This window comes from Dactylosporangium sp. CS-047395, from assembly GCF_050942185.1.
GTDB lineage: Bacteria > Actinomycetota > Actinomycetes > Mycobacteriales > Micromonosporaceae > Dactylosporangium.
This window is the reverse complement of sequence record NZ_CP192015.1, coordinates 7,041,491-7,058,251: the sequence shown is the minus strand read 5'-3', so window position 1 is coordinate 7,058,251 and position 16,761 is coordinate 7,041,491. Positions and strand designations below refer to the sequence as shown.

At 71.9% G+C, this 16,761-nt stretch carries 15 protein-coding genes; 8 read left to right on the top strand and 7 right to left on the bottom strand.

Going from position 1 to position 16,761, the window contains the following annotated elements; translation table 11 throughout:
- Positions 1-100: 100 nt before the first annotated feature.
- Positions 101-400 (top strand): PASTA domain-containing protein, encoded by a 300-nt coding sequence (locus ACQP00_RS33275; protein ID WP_433202952.1) that lies wholly within the window; start codon positions 101-103, stop codon positions 398-400.
- On the opposite strand, the gene ACQP00_RS33270 is transcribed toward ACQP00_RS33275, so the two are convergent.
- The 5 genes from ACQP00_RS33270 to ACQP00_RS33250 are packed head-to-tail and all read right to left on the bottom strand — an operon-like array spanning position 363 to position 5,336.
- A complete protein-coding gene (locus ACQP00_RS33270; RefSeq protein ID WP_433202949.1) occupies positions 363-1,484 on the bottom strand; it encodes a VWA domain-containing protein in 1,122 nt (373 codons plus the stop codon). The two genes, ACQP00_RS33275 and ACQP00_RS33270, sit on opposite strands and share 38 nt — an antisense overlap.
- On the bottom strand, positions 1,484-2,425 hold the full coding sequence (locus ACQP00_RS33265; RefSeq protein WP_433202946.1) for a VWA domain-containing protein: 942 nt from the start codon (positions 2,423-2,425) through the stop codon (positions 1,484-1,486). The genes ACQP00_RS33270 and ACQP00_RS33265 overlap by 1 nt, the downstream gene beginning before the upstream one ends.
- The gene (locus ACQP00_RS33260) at positions 2,422-3,303 is read right to left on the bottom strand and encodes a DUF58 domain-containing protein (protein WP_433202943.1); all 882 of its coding nucleotides are present in this window, start codon (positions 3,301-3,303) and stop codon (positions 2,422-2,424) included. The genes ACQP00_RS33265 and ACQP00_RS33260 overlap by 4 nt, the downstream gene beginning before the upstream one ends.
- 3 nt (positions 3,304-3,306) lie before the next feature.
- On the bottom strand, positions 3,307-4,293 hold the full coding sequence (locus ACQP00_RS33255) for an AAA family ATPase (RefSeq protein ID WP_433202940.1): 987 nt from the start codon (positions 4,291-4,293) through the stop codon (positions 3,307-3,309).
- A gap of 14 nt (positions 4,294-4,307) precedes the next feature.
- Positions 4,308-5,336: a S1C family serine protease gene (locus tag ACQP00_RS33250; protein WP_433202937.1), complete on the bottom strand. Its 1,029-nt coding sequence runs from the start codon at positions 5,334-5,336 to the stop codon at positions 4,308-4,310.
- A 61-nt stretch (positions 5,337-5,397) separates the two neighbouring features.
- Here ACQP00_RS33250 and ACQP00_RS33245 point away from each other — a divergent pair, with 61 nt between their 5' ends.
- Positions 5,398-6,246 (top strand): hypothetical protein, encoded by an 849-nt coding sequence (locus ACQP00_RS33245; RefSeq protein WP_433202934.1) that lies wholly within the window; start codon positions 5,398-5,400, stop codon positions 6,244-6,246.
- Between the two features lie 4 nt (positions 6,247-6,250).
- Here the strand turns inward: ACQP00_RS33245 and ACQP00_RS33240 are convergent, their stop codons facing one another.
- On the bottom strand, positions 6,251-9,130 hold the full coding sequence (locus ACQP00_RS33240) for a PAS domain S-box protein (protein WP_433202931.1): 2,880 nt from the start codon (positions 9,128-9,130) through the stop codon (positions 6,251-6,253).
- Positions 9,131-9,212: 82 nt separating this feature from the next.
- Between ACQP00_RS33240 and lipB the strand changes: the two genes are divergently transcribed.
- The 5 genes from lipB to yicI all read left to right on the top strand — a co-directional run bounded on the left by lipB (position 9,213) and on the right by yicI (position 15,352).
- Complete coding sequence (gene lipB, locus ACQP00_RS33235) at positions 9,213-9,848, top strand: lipoyl(octanoyl) transferase LipB (RefSeq protein WP_433224081.1); 636 nt, start codon at positions 9,213-9,215, stop codon at positions 9,846-9,848.
- 186 nt (positions 9,849-10,034) lie between these two features.
- Positions 10,035-11,336 (top strand): ABC transporter substrate-binding protein, encoded by a 1,302-nt coding sequence (locus ACQP00_RS33230; RefSeq protein WP_433202928.1) that lies wholly within the window; start codon positions 10,035-10,037, stop codon positions 11,334-11,336.
- Positions 11,336-12,208 carry a carbohydrate ABC transporter permease gene (locus tag ACQP00_RS33225; protein ID WP_433202925.1) on the top strand — a complete coding sequence of 291 codons (873 nt, stop codon included), beginning with the start codon at positions 11,336-11,338 and terminating at the stop codon, positions 12,206-12,208. Before ACQP00_RS33230 ends, ACQP00_RS33225 begins: the two co-directional genes overlap by 1 nt.
- Positions 12,205-13,017, top strand: a complete 813-nt coding sequence (locus ACQP00_RS33220; RefSeq protein WP_433202922.1) for a carbohydrate ABC transporter permease — start codon at positions 12,205-12,207, stop codon at positions 13,015-13,017. Before ACQP00_RS33225 ends, ACQP00_RS33220 begins: the two co-directional genes overlap by 4 nt.
- A gap of 10 nt (positions 13,018-13,027) precedes the next feature.
- Positions 13,028-15,352 carry an alpha-xylosidase gene (gene yicI / locus ACQP00_RS33215; RefSeq protein ID WP_433202919.1) on the top strand — a complete coding sequence of 775 codons (2,325 nt, stop codon included), beginning with the start codon at positions 13,028-13,030 and terminating at the stop codon, positions 15,350-15,352.
- 88 nt (positions 15,353-15,440) lie between these two features.
- On the opposite strand, the gene ACQP00_RS33210 is transcribed toward yicI, so the two are convergent.
- Entirely contained in the window at positions 15,441-15,908 is a 468-nt protein-coding gene (locus tag ACQP00_RS33210) for an RrF2 family transcriptional regulator (RefSeq protein WP_433224079.1), read from the bottom strand.
- Between the two features lie 89 nt (positions 15,909-15,997).
- Between ACQP00_RS33210 and ACQP00_RS33205 the strand changes: the two genes are divergently transcribed.
- On the top strand, positions 15,998-16,735 hold the full coding sequence (locus ACQP00_RS33205; RefSeq protein ID WP_433202916.1) for an SDR family oxidoreductase: 738 nt from the start codon (positions 15,998-16,000) through the stop codon (positions 16,733-16,735).
- Positions 16,736-16,761: the final 26 nt, after the last annotated feature.

Sequence of the window (16,761 nt, the reverse complement as noted above, 5' to 3'; positions counted from 1 at the left end):
TACCGGATCTCACCCGAACGTTCCGTTTCCGGCCACCGCATCAGCGCCGGATCAGGCTCGTTTCAACGGCGTTTCAACGCTCGTCCCGATACTCACCGTCATGAGAACTCTTGTCGCGGCGGCCTTCGGGGCCGCCCTGCTGCTGATGGCGTCGCCCGCGATGGCCGCGCCCGCCCCGCCCGACCTGCTGGTCAAGGTGCCGGACGTGGTCGGGCTCAACGACCGCGACGCGGTGAAGACGCTCAAGACGGCCGGCCTCGGGGTGGCCGCCGCCACCGCCGTGGACTGCGCGAACATCGACGTCGTGCTGGCCCAGGACCCCGCCGGCGGCCGGATCGTCGCCCGCGGCACCCGGGTGCTGATCACAATCGGCGTGGCCCCGGAGAAGGGCTGCCCGTAGCGGCCCGACCGGCCGGGCGGGGACGGGACCACCATTGGGCCAGGAAGACGGCGCCGACCACGAGCAGCGCCGCCACGAGGGCGAACCATACGCTGATCTCGGTCTTCTTGTGCTGCAGGGTCACCTGGCTGGGCAGGTCGCGCAGGACGTCGCCGAGGTCCTTGGCGTTGTCGGCCTTGAAGTACTTGGCCCCGGTCATGTCGGCGACCTTGGTCAGGGTCGGCTCGTCCATGTCCTGGAAGCGCCCGCGGCCGCCGAAGCCGAAGCCCCCGCCGCCGCCCGGGCCGCCGCCGCGCCAGCTCTGGTCGCCGGCGATCTGGTTGCTGGAGCACACCATCGGCGAGGGCTGGTCGGTGCCGAAGCCGATCGTGTAGACCCGCAGCCGGCGGGCGGCGGCCTGCTCGGCGGCGGTGATCGGGTCGACGCCGTCGGTGTTGCGCCCGTCGGTGAGGATGACGATCGTGTCGGGCTCGTAGTCGCCGGTGTTCTGGCCCGCGGTGCCGCCGTTGTCGGGCACTTCCACGCCGGTCGGTGGCACGTCGGGGTTGATCTCGGCGATGGCGTCGATCGAGGCGAGGATGGCCAGGCCGATGGCGGTACCGCGGGAGGTCCGCAGCCCGTCGATGGCCTTGGTCAGCTTCTCCTTCTCGGTGGTCGGCGGCACCAGCAGCCCGGCGGTGCCGGAGAACGCGACCAGCCCGATCTTCGCGCCGCCCTCGTGGTCCTGGATGAACTCTTTGGCCGCCTTCTGCGCGGCGGTGAGGCGGTTCGGGTCGACGTCGGTGGAGCACATCGAGCCGGAGACGTCGATGGCGAGCAGGATCGTCGCGGCGTCGTCCGGCACGACCACCGAGGCCTGCGGGCGCGCGGCGGCGGTGCCGGCGAAGAGGATGCCGAGGGCGAGCAGGGCGAGGGGCACCCGGCGGCGCCAGGACGAGCGGCCGGGCAGCGCGGCCCGCACCAGGGCGACGCTGGACAGCGTCACCGCCACCTTGCGCCGGCGGCGGCGGCTCCACCACCGGTAGGCCAGCAGCAGCGGGAACGCGAGCAGCACCAGCAGGGCCCACGGCCAGGTCAGCGACATCAGAGGATCCGTCCGAACCAGGTGGTCATCAGTATGCCCCCGAGGAAGAGCAGCAGCACGGCGAACGCCGTGGCCGCGCCGGTCAGCTCGACCGGTTTGCGCTCGGTGGTCAGCCGCAGGTCCAGCGACTGGTACACGTCGTGCAGCGCCTGCGCGTTCTCGGCCCGGTGGTAGTTGCCGGCCGTGGTCTGCGCGATCTGGGTCAGCAGGTCCTCGTTGAGGGAGGTCGCGACCTGGAAGCCGTCGACCTCGACGGTGGCCCCGTCCACGGTGCCGACCCCGACGGTCTCGATGCGCACCCCGGCCTTGGCGGCGACGCCGGCGGCGGCGAGCGCGTCCGGGCCGCCGGTGTCCTCGCCGTCGGAGAGGACCACGATCGTGGCGTTGCCGAAGTACCCGATGTCCGGCGCCGCCTCGCCCGTGTCGGCGTTGGGCAGGCTCACCGGCTTGCCGACGACGACCGTGAGCGAGGCGAGGATGGCCTGGCCGAGCGAGGTGCCGCCGTTGACCTGCAGCCGCTTGATGGCCGCGGTCGTGGCGTCATGGTCCTCGGAGGGCTGCTGCGTGGTGAGCGCGCCCTGGTCGAAGGCGACGATGCCGATGTTGACGCTGTCGGGCTGCGCTTCCACGAACTCGGTCGCCGCGGTCTTGGCCGCGTCGAGCCGGGTCGGCTGCACATCGTCGGCCTTCATGCTGTTGGAGACATCGAAGGCGAGGATGACGGTACCGGCGGCCCGGGCGACCGGCAGCACCGCCGCGGGACGGGCGACGGCGAGCAGCATCAGGGTCGCCGCGCTGAGGAACAGCACCTGCGGCAGGTGGCGGCGCCAGGCCGAGCCGGCCTTGATCGGCACCCGGCGCTGCAGCCGGAAGTACAGCACGATCAGCGCCGCGGCGACGATGACCGCGACGGCGACCAGGAGCGGGTATTCGAACGTCATCGGCGCCTGCGCTTCGCGTCGCGGACCATGGCGACCAGCGCCTCCAGCGGGTCCTCGTCGGTGGTGACCACGTGCCCGCGCACGCCGGAGCGCTGCATCGCCGCGGCCACGCCGGCCTCCCGGGCGTCGACCTCGGCCCGCAGCCGCAGCTGGAACTGCGGATCGCCGGTGTCGACGAGGATCTGCTCGCCGGTCTCGGCGTCCTCGACCACGACCAGGCCGAGGTCGGGCAGGTCCATTTCGAGGGCGTCGACGACCCGGATCGCGACCACCTCGTGGCGGAACGTCAGGCGGGTCAGCTCCCGCTCCCAGTCCTCGCCGATGAAGTCGGACACCACGAAGACCAGGCTGCGGCGCCGGATGTTCGCGGCCGCGAGCCTGAGCATCGCGCCGAGGTCGGTCGCGCCCCTGGCCGGCGCCCGCTTCGACGCCTTCTCGATCTCGTGCAGGATGCGCAGCACGTGCTGGCGCCCGGCGCGGGGTGGCAAGATCAAGTGCTCGGCGTTGTCGTACAGGATGGCGCCGACCCGGTTCCCGCCGTACGTCATCAGCCGGGCCAGGCTCACCGCCAGCTCGGTGAGCGTGGCGTCCTTGCCGTCGGCTTCCTGGTAGCGCATCGACGCCGAGAGGTCCAGCACGAGCCAGGCGGTCAGTTCCCGGTCCTCGGTGTACTGCCGCACGAACGGCTCGTCGAGGCGCGCGGTCACGTTCCAGTCGATGTGCCGGACGTCGTCCTCGGGCGTGTACTCGCGCAGGTCGGCGAAGTCGATGCCGGTGCCGCGGAAGACGGTGCGGTACGAACCCTGCAACTGCCCGTCGAGACGGCGCAGCACCTGCCACTCCAGGCGGCGCAGCAGTCGGTCGGCGGCCGTGGCCATGCGCTATCGGCTTCCGTTGCGCGCCGGCGTTGGCGCCGGCACGTGCACGGCGGCCAGCACCCGGTCGACCACCATGTCGGGGGTGACGTCGTCGGACAGCGCCTCGTAGGAGAGCACGAGGCGGTGCCGCAGCACGTCGGGGGCGAGCTCGGCGAGGTCCTCGGGCACCACGTAGTCGCGGCCGCGGATGAACGCGAGCGCCCGCGCGGCGAGGACCAGGTTGATCGAGGCGCGCGGGCTGGCGCCGAAGGTGACGTAGCGGGTCAGGTCGCCGAGTCCGACGTCGGCCGGGTTGCGGGTCGCGTTGGTGAGCCGGACCGAGTACTCGATCAGCGACGGGTCCACGTACACCTCGTCGACCTCGCGCTGCATCGCGATGAGCCGCTCCGGGTCGACCACGGCCTGGGTGATCGCCTCCGGCAGGATGGCCCGCTCGACGATCACGAACTCCTCGGTCGGGCTGGGGTACCCGACGAGGACCTTCATCATGAACCGGTCGACCTGGGCCTCCGGCAGGGCATAGGTGCCCTCCGACTCGATCGGGTTCTGGGTGGCCATGACCAGGAACGGCTTCGGGATCTGGTGCGTCTCGCGGCCGATGGTGACCTGCCGCTCCTGCATCGTCTCCAGCAGCGCGCTCTGCACCTTGGCCGGCGCCCGGTTGATCTCGTCGGCGAGCAGCAGGTTGGTGAACACGGGGCCGAGCGCGACCTGGAACTCGCCGGAGGGCTGGTGGTACACGCGGGTGCCCACGATGTCGGCCGGCACCAGGTCGGGGGTGAACTGCACCCGGTGGAACTGCCCGCCGATGGCCGCCGCGAGCGCCTTCACCGCGAGGGTCTTGGCCAGGCCGGGGACGCCCTCGACGAGGATGTGGCCGCGGCTGAGCAGGGCGACCATGAGCCGCTCGAGGAGCCCGTCCTGCCCGACGATGGTCTTGCGGACCTCGTAGAGCACCTGCTCGACGGCGGTCGCGTTGGATCCGTCCATGCTTGTCCTTACCCCTATTGTTCCGGCCCGGGTTCACCGGGTCCTGTCGAGCCGAGGGCCGCGCCGATCGGGACCGCGAAGCCGATCCCCACGAACGTCCCCGCCGAGGTGGGATTGGCCAGGGCGACCACGATGCCGATCACCTCACCCTTGCCGTTGACCAGCGGGCCGCCGGAGCTGCCGGGGTTGACCGCCGCGTCGAACTGGATGAGCCCGGTGAGCTTCGTGCCGTCCGGGTTGGCCGCGGTGCGGTTCAGCCCCGAGATCACGCCGGTGGTGGTGCTGCTGGTCAGGCCCAGCTGGTTGCCGATCGCCACGACGTCGTTGCCGACCGCGATCCGCCCCGAGTTGCCCAGGACCGCGGGGACGAGCACGTCGGGCAGCGTGGCCGGGGTGAGCGTGGCGATGTCCATCTCGGGGTTCGACCCGTCCAGCTCGGCGGCCGACTCGGTGCCGTCGGCGAACCGCACCTTGATCGCGGTGCCGCCCTTGACCACGTGGAACGCGGTCAGGATGGTGCCGGTCGCGTTGGCGATCACCCCGGTGCCGGTCGCGCCGCCGTCGGGCAGCGTCGTCTCGATGGTCACCACGGACGGGGCCACGGCCTGGTAGATCTGCGCCGTGGTGGGCGGGCCGGACGCGCTGGGCGAGGCCGCGGCCGAGGGGCGGGTGGCCGCGCCGGGCTGGGCGCCGCCGCCGGCCCGGAACGCGAGGATGCCGGTGACGACGATCGCGATGACCACCACGCCGACGCCGATCGCCAGGTCCCGGCGGCTCAGCGCGACCGGCTTCCGGCTCGGCGGCTCTTCTTCGGGCTCGGGCGTCGGCTTCGCGGCCGGCCATGCCGGTTTCGCGGCCGGCCATGCCGGTTTCGCTGCCGGTTTCGCGGCGGGTTCGCTGGTCTTTGGGGGAATTTGTCCGGGCCGGCGGAAGCGCCATGACGGCGCGGGCTCGGCGGGTTCGGGCTTGGTCCGGCCGGGTTCCGGGATGATCGTCACCTCGGGTCCGGCCCACTGCGGCTCGGGCTTCCCGGCTGGGCGCATGACCCAAAGATAGCCCCGGCAGCTCGGAGAACGGTAAGAGTGCGCTCTACAGTGCCGGGGTATGGACGAGCGTAACTGGTGGGTCGCCCCCGGACGCGGCATCGGCCCGTTCCGGTTCGGCACCCCGCGCGGGGAGCTGCGCGCCGCCCTCGGCACGTGCCGGCCGTTCCGCCGCGGGGCCGGCGCCGTGGACCTCACCGACGACTGTCCCGACGGCGTGCAGCTGACGTGCGGGCCCGGCGAGGGGCTCTACTGCATCGAGATTCATCAGCCAGTGGGGGTACATCACCTGGGCGTACCCCTGCACGGCAAGACCCGCGACGTGGTGGCCGCCCTGCGCGCGGCGGGGGTGGCGGTGACCCGCGACGACGCCGGGTGGGTGGTGGCCGGGGGAGCGGCGGTGCTGTTCTCGGAGAGCCGGGAGGTGGAGGTGGTGACCGCCTACGCACCCCGCCGCGCCGGGGCCCGGGTCGCGGAGTTCGAGGCCGGCACCGAGGCGGTCGCGCCGCTGACGTCCTACACGGTGCTGCCCGGCGCCGGCCTGACCGCCCTCGCCCTGGGCACCGCCCGTGACGAGGTGCGCGCGACCCGCAACGGCGGCGTGGCCATCCTCGGGTACCCGGCGGAGGACCAGTTCTTCGACGAGGGCCTCACGGTCGGCTACGACGGCCTGGCCCGCGCCACCCGGGTCACCGTCACCCGCGCGGGCTCGGTGATGCTCGACGGGGTCAACCTGCTGCCGTCGCGCCCGCGCACCGCCGCCGACGTGCGGGCCGCCCTGACCGCGGCCGGCCACGAGGTCGCCGAGGAGGAGGCGGCCCTGGTCCTGCCGGGCACGGGCATCTCGATCTGGACCGCGCGCCCGGGCCCGGCCCGCCCCGTCTGCGCCGTCTCGGTGGCGGTCGTCTAGCACGTCAGCGGGCGGCTTCGAGCTCCACGACGAACACGGCGCCGCCCTCGGGGTTGGGCTCGTGCCGGACGTCGCCGTGGTTGGCCTGGGCGAGGCTCTGCACGATGTACAGGCCGAGCCCGGTCCCGCGGACCTTGCCCGCATCGCGATCGGCCCGGGCCAGCCGCTGGAAGAGCTGGGCCCGGAACTCCTCCGGCACCCCCGGCCCCCGGTCCTCGACCCGGATGCGCACCCGGTCCCCGGCGACCTCGGTCCGCACCGCCGTGGCCCCGCCGCCGTACTTGGCCGCGTTGGAGATCAGGTTCGTCAGGATGTGCTGCAGGTGCTGCGGACTGGCCAGCACCACGGCGTCGGGCCCGGTGCACGGGAGCTGCTCGGCCCCGGCGGCGCTCAGGGCGGTCCGGATCTGCTCGCATACCGGCAGCGCCACCCGCTCGGCCCGCAGCGTCCCCGCGTCCGCGCGCACCATGAGCAGCACCTCCTGCACGATCTCGTCCAGCCGGTGGGCCTGCCGCTCGATCCCGGACATGATCTTCGCCCGGCGCTGCTCGTCGAGGTGGGCCCAGTCCTCGAACAGCTCCGTGTACCCGAAGATCGCCGCCAGCGGGTTGCCGATCTCGTGCCCGAGCATGCCGATCAGGTCCCGCTTGAGCCGATTGGCCGCCTCGAGGTCGCGGTTGCGCGAGGCCAGCTCGGCCGCGTCGTCGGCGTGGCGCAGCGCGGCGCTGACGGCGTCGGCGAACAGCGCCAGCTGCTGCTCGTCGGCCTCGTCGAACACCCCGGCGGCGCCGGCCGTGACCTGCACCGTCCCGATCGTGCGCCCGGCCGCGTGCAGCGGCGCGACCAGGGCGGCGTCCCCGTCGACGACCCCGGCGGCGGCCGCGTGCCGCAGCCCGGCCGGCCCGTCGACGAGCTCGACGAGCGCCCCGTCGGCCGTCGGGAAGAGCCCGATCGCATGATCGGCCACGAGCCGCAGCGTCTCCTCCCGGTCGCCCGCCCCGGCGATCACGTCCCGCTGCGCCCGCAACGTGTCCCGCAGCCGCCGGTGCTCCCGCTCGGCCGTGGCGGCCGCCGCGTGCTGCGCGGTCACGTCGAGGATCTGCACGACGGCGGACTCGGGCTGCCCGTCGTCACCGACGATGACCGAGGTGTGACTGGCCGCGGGCACGGTCGACCCGTCGTGGCACCGCAGCACCGACGACCGGATGGTCCGCACGTCGCTGCCGTCCGCCAGCGCCCGCATGGCCGGCTCGATGTGCGGCGCCGCGTCGGCGAGGAAGTCGGTGACGTGCATCCCGCGCGCCCGCACGGGCGAGTATCCGAGCAGCGCCTCGAACGCCGGGTTGGCCATCGAGATCCGCCCCCGCTCCGCGCCGCGCAGCCAGACCACCACCATGGCGACGGGGGAGTGCTCGAACAGCTCGGCGAAGCGCCGCTCACTGCGTTCGAGCCGGTCGACGGCCGCGACGGCGGCGGCCCGCTCCTTCTCCAGCGCGGCGTTCGCGCTCCCGAGCGCCTCGTTCGTCCGCTCGGCCTGGGTCAGCAGCTGCCGCTGCCGATCGGCCGCGTCGGCGTGCCGGAGCGCCCCGGTGAGCGCGTCGGCGAGCAACGTCAGCTGCTGCGCGTCCGCGTCGTCGAACGCTCCCGGCTCCCGCGACGACACCACGAGCGCCCCCAGCGTGCCGTCCGGGCCCAGCAGCGGCGCGGCGAGGACCGATCGGCCGCCGGCGGCGGCCCGGACGGCGGGCGAGGCCCGCGGGTCGGTGCGGGTGTCGTCGCTGCGCACGGTGCTCCGGGTGCGGATGGCGTGGCCGGGCAGCGAGCCGTCGAGCGGGATGCGCAGGTGGGGCGGGATGTCGAGCATCCCGGTCCCGGCGGCGACGCGCAGGGCCTGCCGGGACGGGTCGAGCAGCTGCACCGTGGAGACGTCGGCGGCCGGCAGCACGTCGAGGACGCGCCGGGCGATGAGCCGCAGGGCCGCGTCGCGGTCGGCGGCGGCCACGGTGACGTCGCGCTGGACGGCGATCGTCATCTCCAGTTGCCGCAGGGCCCGCTCGGCCTTGGCCTCGGCGACCTTACGCGCGGTGATGTCCTCGGCCTGCACCAGCCGCCGCCGCTGTCGTCCCGGATCATCGCCGGCGATCGTGGTCAGGCTGAGCGAGGCCCAGACGACGCTGCCGTCGGGGCGCACGAACCGCTTCTCGAAACTCTGCACCGACCCCGGGTCGGCCCGGACCCGCCGCTGCCGCTCGTCGCTGTCGGCCACGTCGTCGGGGTGGGTGATCGACGCGTACGTGCTGCCGATCAACGCCTCGGCGGGCCGCCCCAGCAGCCGCGCGAAGGCGGCGTTCACCCGCAGGAACCGGCCGTCGCCCCCGGCGACGACCATGCCCAGCGGCGAGTCCTCGAACGCCTGCTCCGACCCGACCCGGCCCTCAGCCGCGGCACCGAGGTCGATCCCGGGCTCGATCCCGGGCTCGATCCCGGGCTCGATCCCGGCCGCGTCGATCAGCAGATAGGCGGCGCCGTCGGTGTCGCGGGTGGCCGTACCGCGGATGGCGGCCCAGACCTGGGCCCCGTCGGCCCGCTGCAGGGGCCGCCTGACCGATATCGATCGGCCGGGGTCCGGCCCGAGCTCACCGAGCGTGGCCAGCCAGGCCGCCTCGTCCGCGGCCGGGAACACCACCGTGCCCACGTGTCCCACGAGCGCCTCGGCCGGCCGCCCGACGAGGTCGGCGAACGCCTGATTGAGGTCGACGATCACGCCGAGCGTCTTCGGGTCGAGGCTGAGGACGGCCCTCGCCACCGGACTGCGGTCGAACGCCGCGGCGAGCAGGCGTGCCCGCGCCCGCTCCCCGAGCCGGCCGCGCAGTCCGACACTCACTTCGGTCCGATCGGCAGCGCGCTGCCCGACTTGAGCGGGAACGCCCCGACTGTCGGCGAGGGATGATGGACGCGTGGCGGAGATGATGCGGGTCGACCTGGGCGAGGTCGACTACCTGGAGGCGGCCGAATCCATGCGCGGCTGGGTGGCCGAACGCCAGGCCGGCACCGCGCCCGACCGGTTGTTCCTGCTGACGCATCCGCCGGTCGTGACCTACGGGCGGCACACCGCACTGTCCGATCTGCCCCGGGACGGATCGCTCCCCGTCATCGAGGTCGACCGCGGCGGCCATGCCACCTATCACGGTCCCGGCCAGCTCGTCGGGTATCTGATCATGAACCTGCGCGAGGGCGGGCCCGGTGACGTCGTGCGGTGGCTCGAGCTCGCGCTCATCGACGCGCTCGGCGATCTCGGCGTCCCCGCGGTGCGGCGGGAGACGCCCAAGGGCGGCGACAGCCTCGTCGGGGTGTGGACACCCGGGCACCACAAGATCGTCTCGATCGGTATGCGGATCCGGGGTGGCGTCACCAGCCACGGGTTCGCCATCAACGTCGATTCCGACCTCGGCGTGTACGAGCGGTTCGTCGCCTGCCGCCTCGACGGCGTCACGATGACGTCGCTGCGCAAGCTCGCCGACGACGCGCAACGGCCCGCGCCCACCATGAGCCAGGTGCGTGACGCGGTCGCCAAGCGCCTCGGCGCCGGCGTCCCGGGGTGAACGGCGCGGAAGTTTCCTGATCGGACCCGGCGCACGCTGCGGCGGGAAAGCCAACTGTTGACAAGCCGCCCGGCAGTTCGTAGCTTCACTGTCGAAGCGCTTCGACAGGATTTCGAACAAACCCCATCGGAAGCCGTGAAGCGGCGAAAACCGCTGCGCTCCAACACCCCTACATCAGGAGCAGACGTGTTCACGCGCACCCGCAGCGCCGCTGTTGTCGCGGCGGCCGTACTCGCGCTGACCGGCTCGCTCGCCGCCTGTGGTGGCGGCGACGAGGCGCAGGGCGACGGCAAGACCCTGAAGCTCTGGCACTACGAGGGCCCGGCGAGCGCCATGGGCATCGCCTGGACCGAGGCGATCAAGCAGTTCGAGGCGTCCCACCCCGGCGTGAAGGTGACGTTCGAGGAGAAGGGCTTCGAGCAGATCCGGCAGAACGCCAGCATGATCCTGAACTCGAACGACGCGCCCGACGTCATGGAGTACAACAAGGGCAATGCGAGCGCCGGCCTGCTGTCCAAGCAGGGGCTGCTCACCGACGTCTCGGCCGAGGCCGACAAGCGCGGGTGGAGCAAGGCGCTCAGCCCGGGGCTCGCCACGACCGCGAAGTACGACCCGCGCGGCGTGATGGGCAGCGGCAAGTGGTACGGCGTGCCCAACTACGCCGAGTACGTGATGGCGTACTACAACAAGGACCTCTTCGCGAAGTACAACGTGCCGGTCCCGACGACCCTCGAGCAGCTCGAGACCGCGATGCAGACGTTCAGGAGCAACGGGATCACGCCGATCAGCCTCGGCGGCGCGGAGTACCCGGCCCAGCAGATCCTCTACTCGCTCGCCCTGTCCAAGGCGGACCGCGGCTGGGTCGACGACTACCAGCTGTACAAGAACAAGGTGGACTTCCACGGTCCACAGTGGACCTATGCGGCGAACACGTTCCGCGACTGGGTGGCCAAGGGCTGGATCGACAAGAACTCGGCCGGGATCAAGGCCGAGGACATGGGGCAGGCCTGGGGGCAGCAGAAGTCCCCGATCATGATCTCCGGCAGCTGGTGGTACGGCCGGATGGTCAAGGAGGCCTCGTTCCAGTGGGGCACGTTCCTGTTCCCCGGCAGCAAGCTCTACCCGGGCTCCAGCGGCAACCTGTGGGTGGTGCCGGCCAAGGCGAAGAACAAGCAGCTCGCGTACGACTTCATCGACATCACGATGAAACCCGAGATCCAGAACCTGCTCGGCAACTCCGGCGGCATCCCGGTCGCCGCGCAGACGGACAAGATCACCGATGCCAAGAGCAAGGAGCTGATCGCCAACTACGAGACGATCGCCGAGCAGGACGGCCTCGCCTTCTACCCCGACTGGCCGGCGCCCGGGTACTACGACGTCCTCGTGGCCGGCGCCCAGAAGCTGATCAACGGGTCGGCCCAGCCGGACGCGGTCCTCGACGAGATCGCCAAGCCGTACAACGACAACCTGGCGAACGTCGGCAAGTGATGACCCGTCGCAAGGGCTACTGGCCGTTCCTGGTCCCGGGTGCGCTGCTGTGCGCGCTCGTCGTGGCGGTGCCGCTGCTCATGACGGTGGGCACCAGCTTCACGGAGTGGTCCGGCGTGGGCACCCCGCGCTGGACCGGCCTGGCCAACTACGACCGGTTGCTGCACGACGACAGGTTCTGGCTCTCGTTCAAGAACATCGCGTTCATGATCGTCGCGATGGCGGTGGTGCCGACGCTGCTCGGCCTGTTCCTCGCCGCGCTGCTGTTCGACTACGTCGCGCCGCGCCTGGGTGGTCGCACCGCCCGGGCGCTGCGCTCCGGCTTCTACCTGCCCCAGGTGCTGCCGCTCGCGGTCACCGGCATCGTCTGGGGCTGGATCCTGCACCCGAACTACGGGGTGCTGAACTCGATCCTGGACCGGCTCGGCCTCGGCGGCCTCGCCCGCAACTGGCTGGGCGACGAGCACTACGCGCTGTACACCGTCATGGCGGTCATGGTGTGGGTGCAGATCGGCTACCCGGTGGTCATGTTCATGGCCGGGCTGCAGCGGGTCGACCCCGAGCTGTACGAGGCCGCCTCGCTCGACGGCGCCGGCTGGTGGCAGCGCTTCACCCGCATCGCGCTGTTCCAGATCCGGCCCGAGATCGGCGTCGTGCTCATCACCACGACGATCGCCGCGCTCAAGGTGTTCGCCCAGATCTTCGTGCTCACCGGCGGCGGGCCCGGCAACGCCACCCTCGTGCCGTCGTACTTCGCGTGGCAGCAGTACTTCCAGACCGTCAACGTCGGCTACGCGTCCGCCATCTCCACGGTGCTCGCGGTGCTCATCGTGGCGCTGACGTTCGCCTTCATCCGGGTACAGTCGCGATGAGGAAACACCTCGTGCTCGTCGCACTCGTCGCCGTCGTGCTCATCGTGATCGCGCCGTTCTGGCTCATCCTCGTCAACGCGGTGAAGACCCCGCAGGACTACGCCGCCGTCGGCCCCCTCGGCCTGCCGACCCACGTGTCGTTCGAGGGCATCAAGGCGTTCTGGATTCGCGCGAACTTCGGCCAGAGCCTCCTCAACAGCGCCGTGATCTCCGGCTCGGTCGCGGTGCTGGGCGTCGGCTTCTCGCTGCTCAACGCCTACGCCCTCGGCATCGGGCGGATCCGCGGCCGGCGCTGGTTCCTGGCCGCATTTCTGGTGGCCAATCTGGTACCGCAGGAAAGCCTGATCTACCCGCTCTACCACATCGCCACCGAGGTCGACCTGTACGACTCCCAGCTCACCGTGATCGTCATCTTCACGGCGATCCAGAGCGCGTTCGGCACCTTCCTGCTCTCCTCCGTGCTGGCCGAGTTCCCGCCCGAGCTGCTGGACGCGGCCGCGATGGACGGCGCCGGCCGGCTGCGCACCCTGGTCCGCGTGGTGGCCCCGGTCAGCCGCCCGACCCTCGCGGTGCTGTTCACGTTCTTCTTCGTCTGGACCTGGAACGAGCTGTTCATCCCGCTCGTCTTCCTGGTCTCCAACAGCAACCAGACCGTGCCCCTCGCGCTCGCCCTGCTGCAGGGCGAGCACGACCTCGACGCCACCGCGACGAGCGCGTCGGCGCTGCTGGGCATCCTGCCCGCGCTGCTGTTCTTCCTGATCTTCCAGCGCACCCTGACCAGGGGCGTGACCGCAGGGGCAGTCAAATGAGGGAGCCCGCATGAAGTTCACCGACGGGTACTGGCGGCTGCGCGACGGCGTCGAGCCGCAGTACCCCGTGCACGTCCGCGACGTAGAGGTCCGCGCCGACCGGCTCACGGTCTACGCGCCGGCCAAGCGCGTGGTGGACCGCGGGGACACGCTCAACATGCCGCTGCTGACCGTGCGGTGCACCGCCCCGGCGCCGGACGTGATCGCGGTGCGCATCACGCGGTACGCCGGCGGGGTCGACCGCGGGCCGCACTTCCGCGTCGAGGCCGACCCGGCCGCCTCGCCAAAGGTGACCCGGGACGAGGAGCACGCCACGTTCACCTCCGGTGAGCTCAGCGCCCGCTTCGCCCTCGGCGACCAGTGGCGGCTGGAGTTCACGGCCGGCGGCCGGGTGCTCACCACCAGTCCCCGCAAGGCCATGGCGGCGCTGTCCACGGTGGACGGTCACTTCGTGCGCGAGCAACTGGAGCTCGGCGTCGGCGAGACGGTGTACGGCCTCGGCGAGCGCTTCGGCCCGCTGGTCAAGAACGGCCAGACGGTCGACGTGTGGAACGCCGACGGCGGCACGAGCAGCGAGCAGGCGTACAAGAACGTGCCGTTCTACGTCATCAGCGGCGGCTACGGCGTGTTCGTCAACGACCCCGGCCCGGTGTCCTTCGAGGTCGGCTCCGAGGCCGTGTCCCGCGTGCAGTTCAGCGTGCCCGGGCAGATCCTGGAATACCTCGTCGTGTACGGCCCGAGCCCCAAGGACGTCCTGCGCAAGTACACGGCGCTCACGGGCCGCCCGGCGCTGCCCCCCGCCTGGTCCTTCGGGCTGTGGCTGTCGACGTCGTTCACCACGGACTACGACGAGGCCTCGGTGACGTCCATCGTGGACGAGATGGCCGAGCGCGGGCTGCCCCTGTCGGTGTTCCACTTCGACACGTTCTGGATGCGCGAGTTCCACTGGTGCGACTTCGAGTGGGACCCGGAGACGTTCCCGGATCCGGCCGGCATGCTCGCCCGGCTCAAGGCGCGAGGGCTGAAGATCTGCGTCTGGATCAACCCGTACATCGCCCAGCGCTCCAAGCTCTTCGCCGAGGGTGCGGCGGCCGGGTACCTGGTCACCTACCCCAACGGCGACGTCTGGCAGTGGGACCTGTGGCAGGCGGGCATGGGCCTCGTGGACTTCACGAACCCGGCGGCGACAGCGTGGTACCAGAGCAAGCTCCGGGCCCTGCTCGATCTCGGCGTGGACGCCTTCAAGACCGATTTCGGCGAGCGGATCCCGACCGACGTGGCCTGGGCCGACGGGTCCGACCCGCTGCGCATGCACAACTACTACACGCATCTGTACAACGAGGCCGTTTTCACGTTATTGCGTGAGCACCGCGGCGAGGGCGAGGCGGTGCTCTTCGCCCGCTCCGCGACGACCGGCGGCCAGCAGTTCCCGGTGCACTGGGGCGGCGACTGCGAGTCGACCTTCCCGTCGATGGCCGAGAGCCTGCGCGGCGGGCTGTCCCTGGCGATGTCGGGGTTCGGGTTCTGGAGCCACGACATCGGCGGCTTCGAGGGCACCCCCGACCCGGCGGTCTTCACCCGCTGGATCCCCTTCGGGCTGCTGTCCTCGCACAGCCGCCTGCACGGCAACGAGTCCTACCGGGTGCCGTGGCTGTTCGGCGAGACCGCCGTCGCCACGCTGGGCGAGTTCACCCGGTTCAAGGCGAGGCTGATGCCGTACCTCTACGCCGCCGCCGTCACCGCCCACCGCGACGGTGTCCCGGTGATGCGCCCGATGGCCCTCGAGTTCCCGGAGGACCCGGGCTGCGCGCATCTCGACCGGCAGTACATGCTCGGTGACGCGATCCTCGTCGCCCCGGTGTTCAGCGCCGCCGGCGATACCACGTTCTACCTGCCCGCGGGTCGCTGGACGGACCTGCGCAGCGGGGAGGTGCTGACCGGGCCGGGCTGGGTCCGGCGCCGGTACGGGCTCGGCGACCTGCCGGTGCTGGCCCGGCCCGGCTCGGTCATCGCACTGGGGGCGCGCGACGACCGCCCCGACTACGAGTACGACGACGGGGTGACGCTGCGCCTGTTCGAGTTCGGCGACGGCGACAGCGTCACCGTCGAGGTTCCGACCCCGCAGGGCCGGCCCGCCGCCACGTTCACCGTGCGCCGGGCCGGCACCGTCGTCGAGGTGCGCCGCGGTGGGAGCGCGGCGCCCTGGCGGGTGCAGCTGGCCGGCGTCACCGCGGTGGCGGCCGTCGACGCCGGTCGGCTGGCTTCCGGCGGCACCGACGTCTGCGTCGAGGCGGATGCGGGCGACGAGCACGTGATCGTGCGGCTGCTGGAGTGAACCATCGGGGCCCGGCGTGCGTGTTGACGTATGTCGGGTCCCGCTGAAGCTGGGCCGGCGCCGAGTGTGGGGTGGCGCCGGCCCTATTTCATGTCTCCAGCCACTCCCGCACGATGTCGAACGTGGCCGGGCCGGAGGAGGCCGTCACGTTGACGGCCAGGTCCGCGATCGTCTGGCCCCGCAGTGCCGCGCGCCAGGCCTCGTCCGCCGTCATCATCGCGCGGTGCACGGGGCAGGGCGTGGTGCAGGCCTCGGCCGGGGTGGCGAGCGGGCCGCGCTGGCGGATCTCCGTGCACACGAAGGCCGGACCGGCCCCGTCGACCGCCTCGACCACGTCCAGCACGGTGATGTCGGCCGGATCGCGGGTAAGCGCATAACCGCCGGCATGTCCCTGCACCGAGCGGATCAACCCGGCGCGGGCCAGGCTCTGCAGCTGTTTGGCGAGGTAGCTGCCCGAGACGTCGTGCAGCTCGGCCAGGCGCGCGGCGGGCACCGGCCCGCGCGCCGCGGTCAGCACCACGCAGCAGTGCAGCGCCCACTCGACGCCACCCGACATCTTCACCCACCCATCCTACTTGACTCGGACAGGTTGTGTCCGGGTAGAGTCTGTCTCGGATAAAAGTTGTCCGAGTTGGAGGTACAGTCATGAAGGTCGTGGTCTTCGGCGGCACCGGACTCATCGGTCGCAAGCTGATCGCCCTGCTGCAGACGGACGGGCACGAGGCGGTCTCCGCGTCGCCGAGCTCGGGCGTCGACACCATCGCCAACGTCGGCCTGGACGAGGTGCTGGCCGGCGCGGACGCCTGCGTCGACGTGACCAACTCGCCGTCGTTCGCCGACGACGACGTGCTCGCGTTCTTCCGCACCTCGACGACGCACCTGCTCGCCGCGGCGGCCCGGGCCGGCGTGCGGCACTACGTCGCGCTGTCGATCGTCGGCACCGACCGGGTCCCGACCAGCGGCTACCTGCGGGCCAAGGTCGCGCAGGAGGAGCTCATCACCAACGGTCCGGTGCCCTACACGATCGTGCGGGCCACCCAGTTCTTCGAGTTCGCGCCGGGCATCGCCGCCTCGTCGGTCGGCTCCGACGGCGCCTCCCACCTGACCCCGGCCAAGCTCCAGCCGGTGGCCGCCGACGACGTGGCCGCGACGGTCGCCGACGCCGTGCAGGCCCCGCCGGTCAACGGCTACGTCGAGCTGGGCGGCCCGGAGAAGATCGGCCTGGACGAGTTCGTGCGCAAGGCCGTCGGCGGCAACGCCAAGATCGTGACCGACCCGTCGGCCACCTACTTCGGCGCTTCCATCACCGACGACTCCCTGGTCACCTCGCCGGGCGCCCGCATCGGCGGGATCACCTACGACGAGTGGCTCGCCGCGCGCTAGCCCGCGCAGGCGCCGATCGCGGCGGC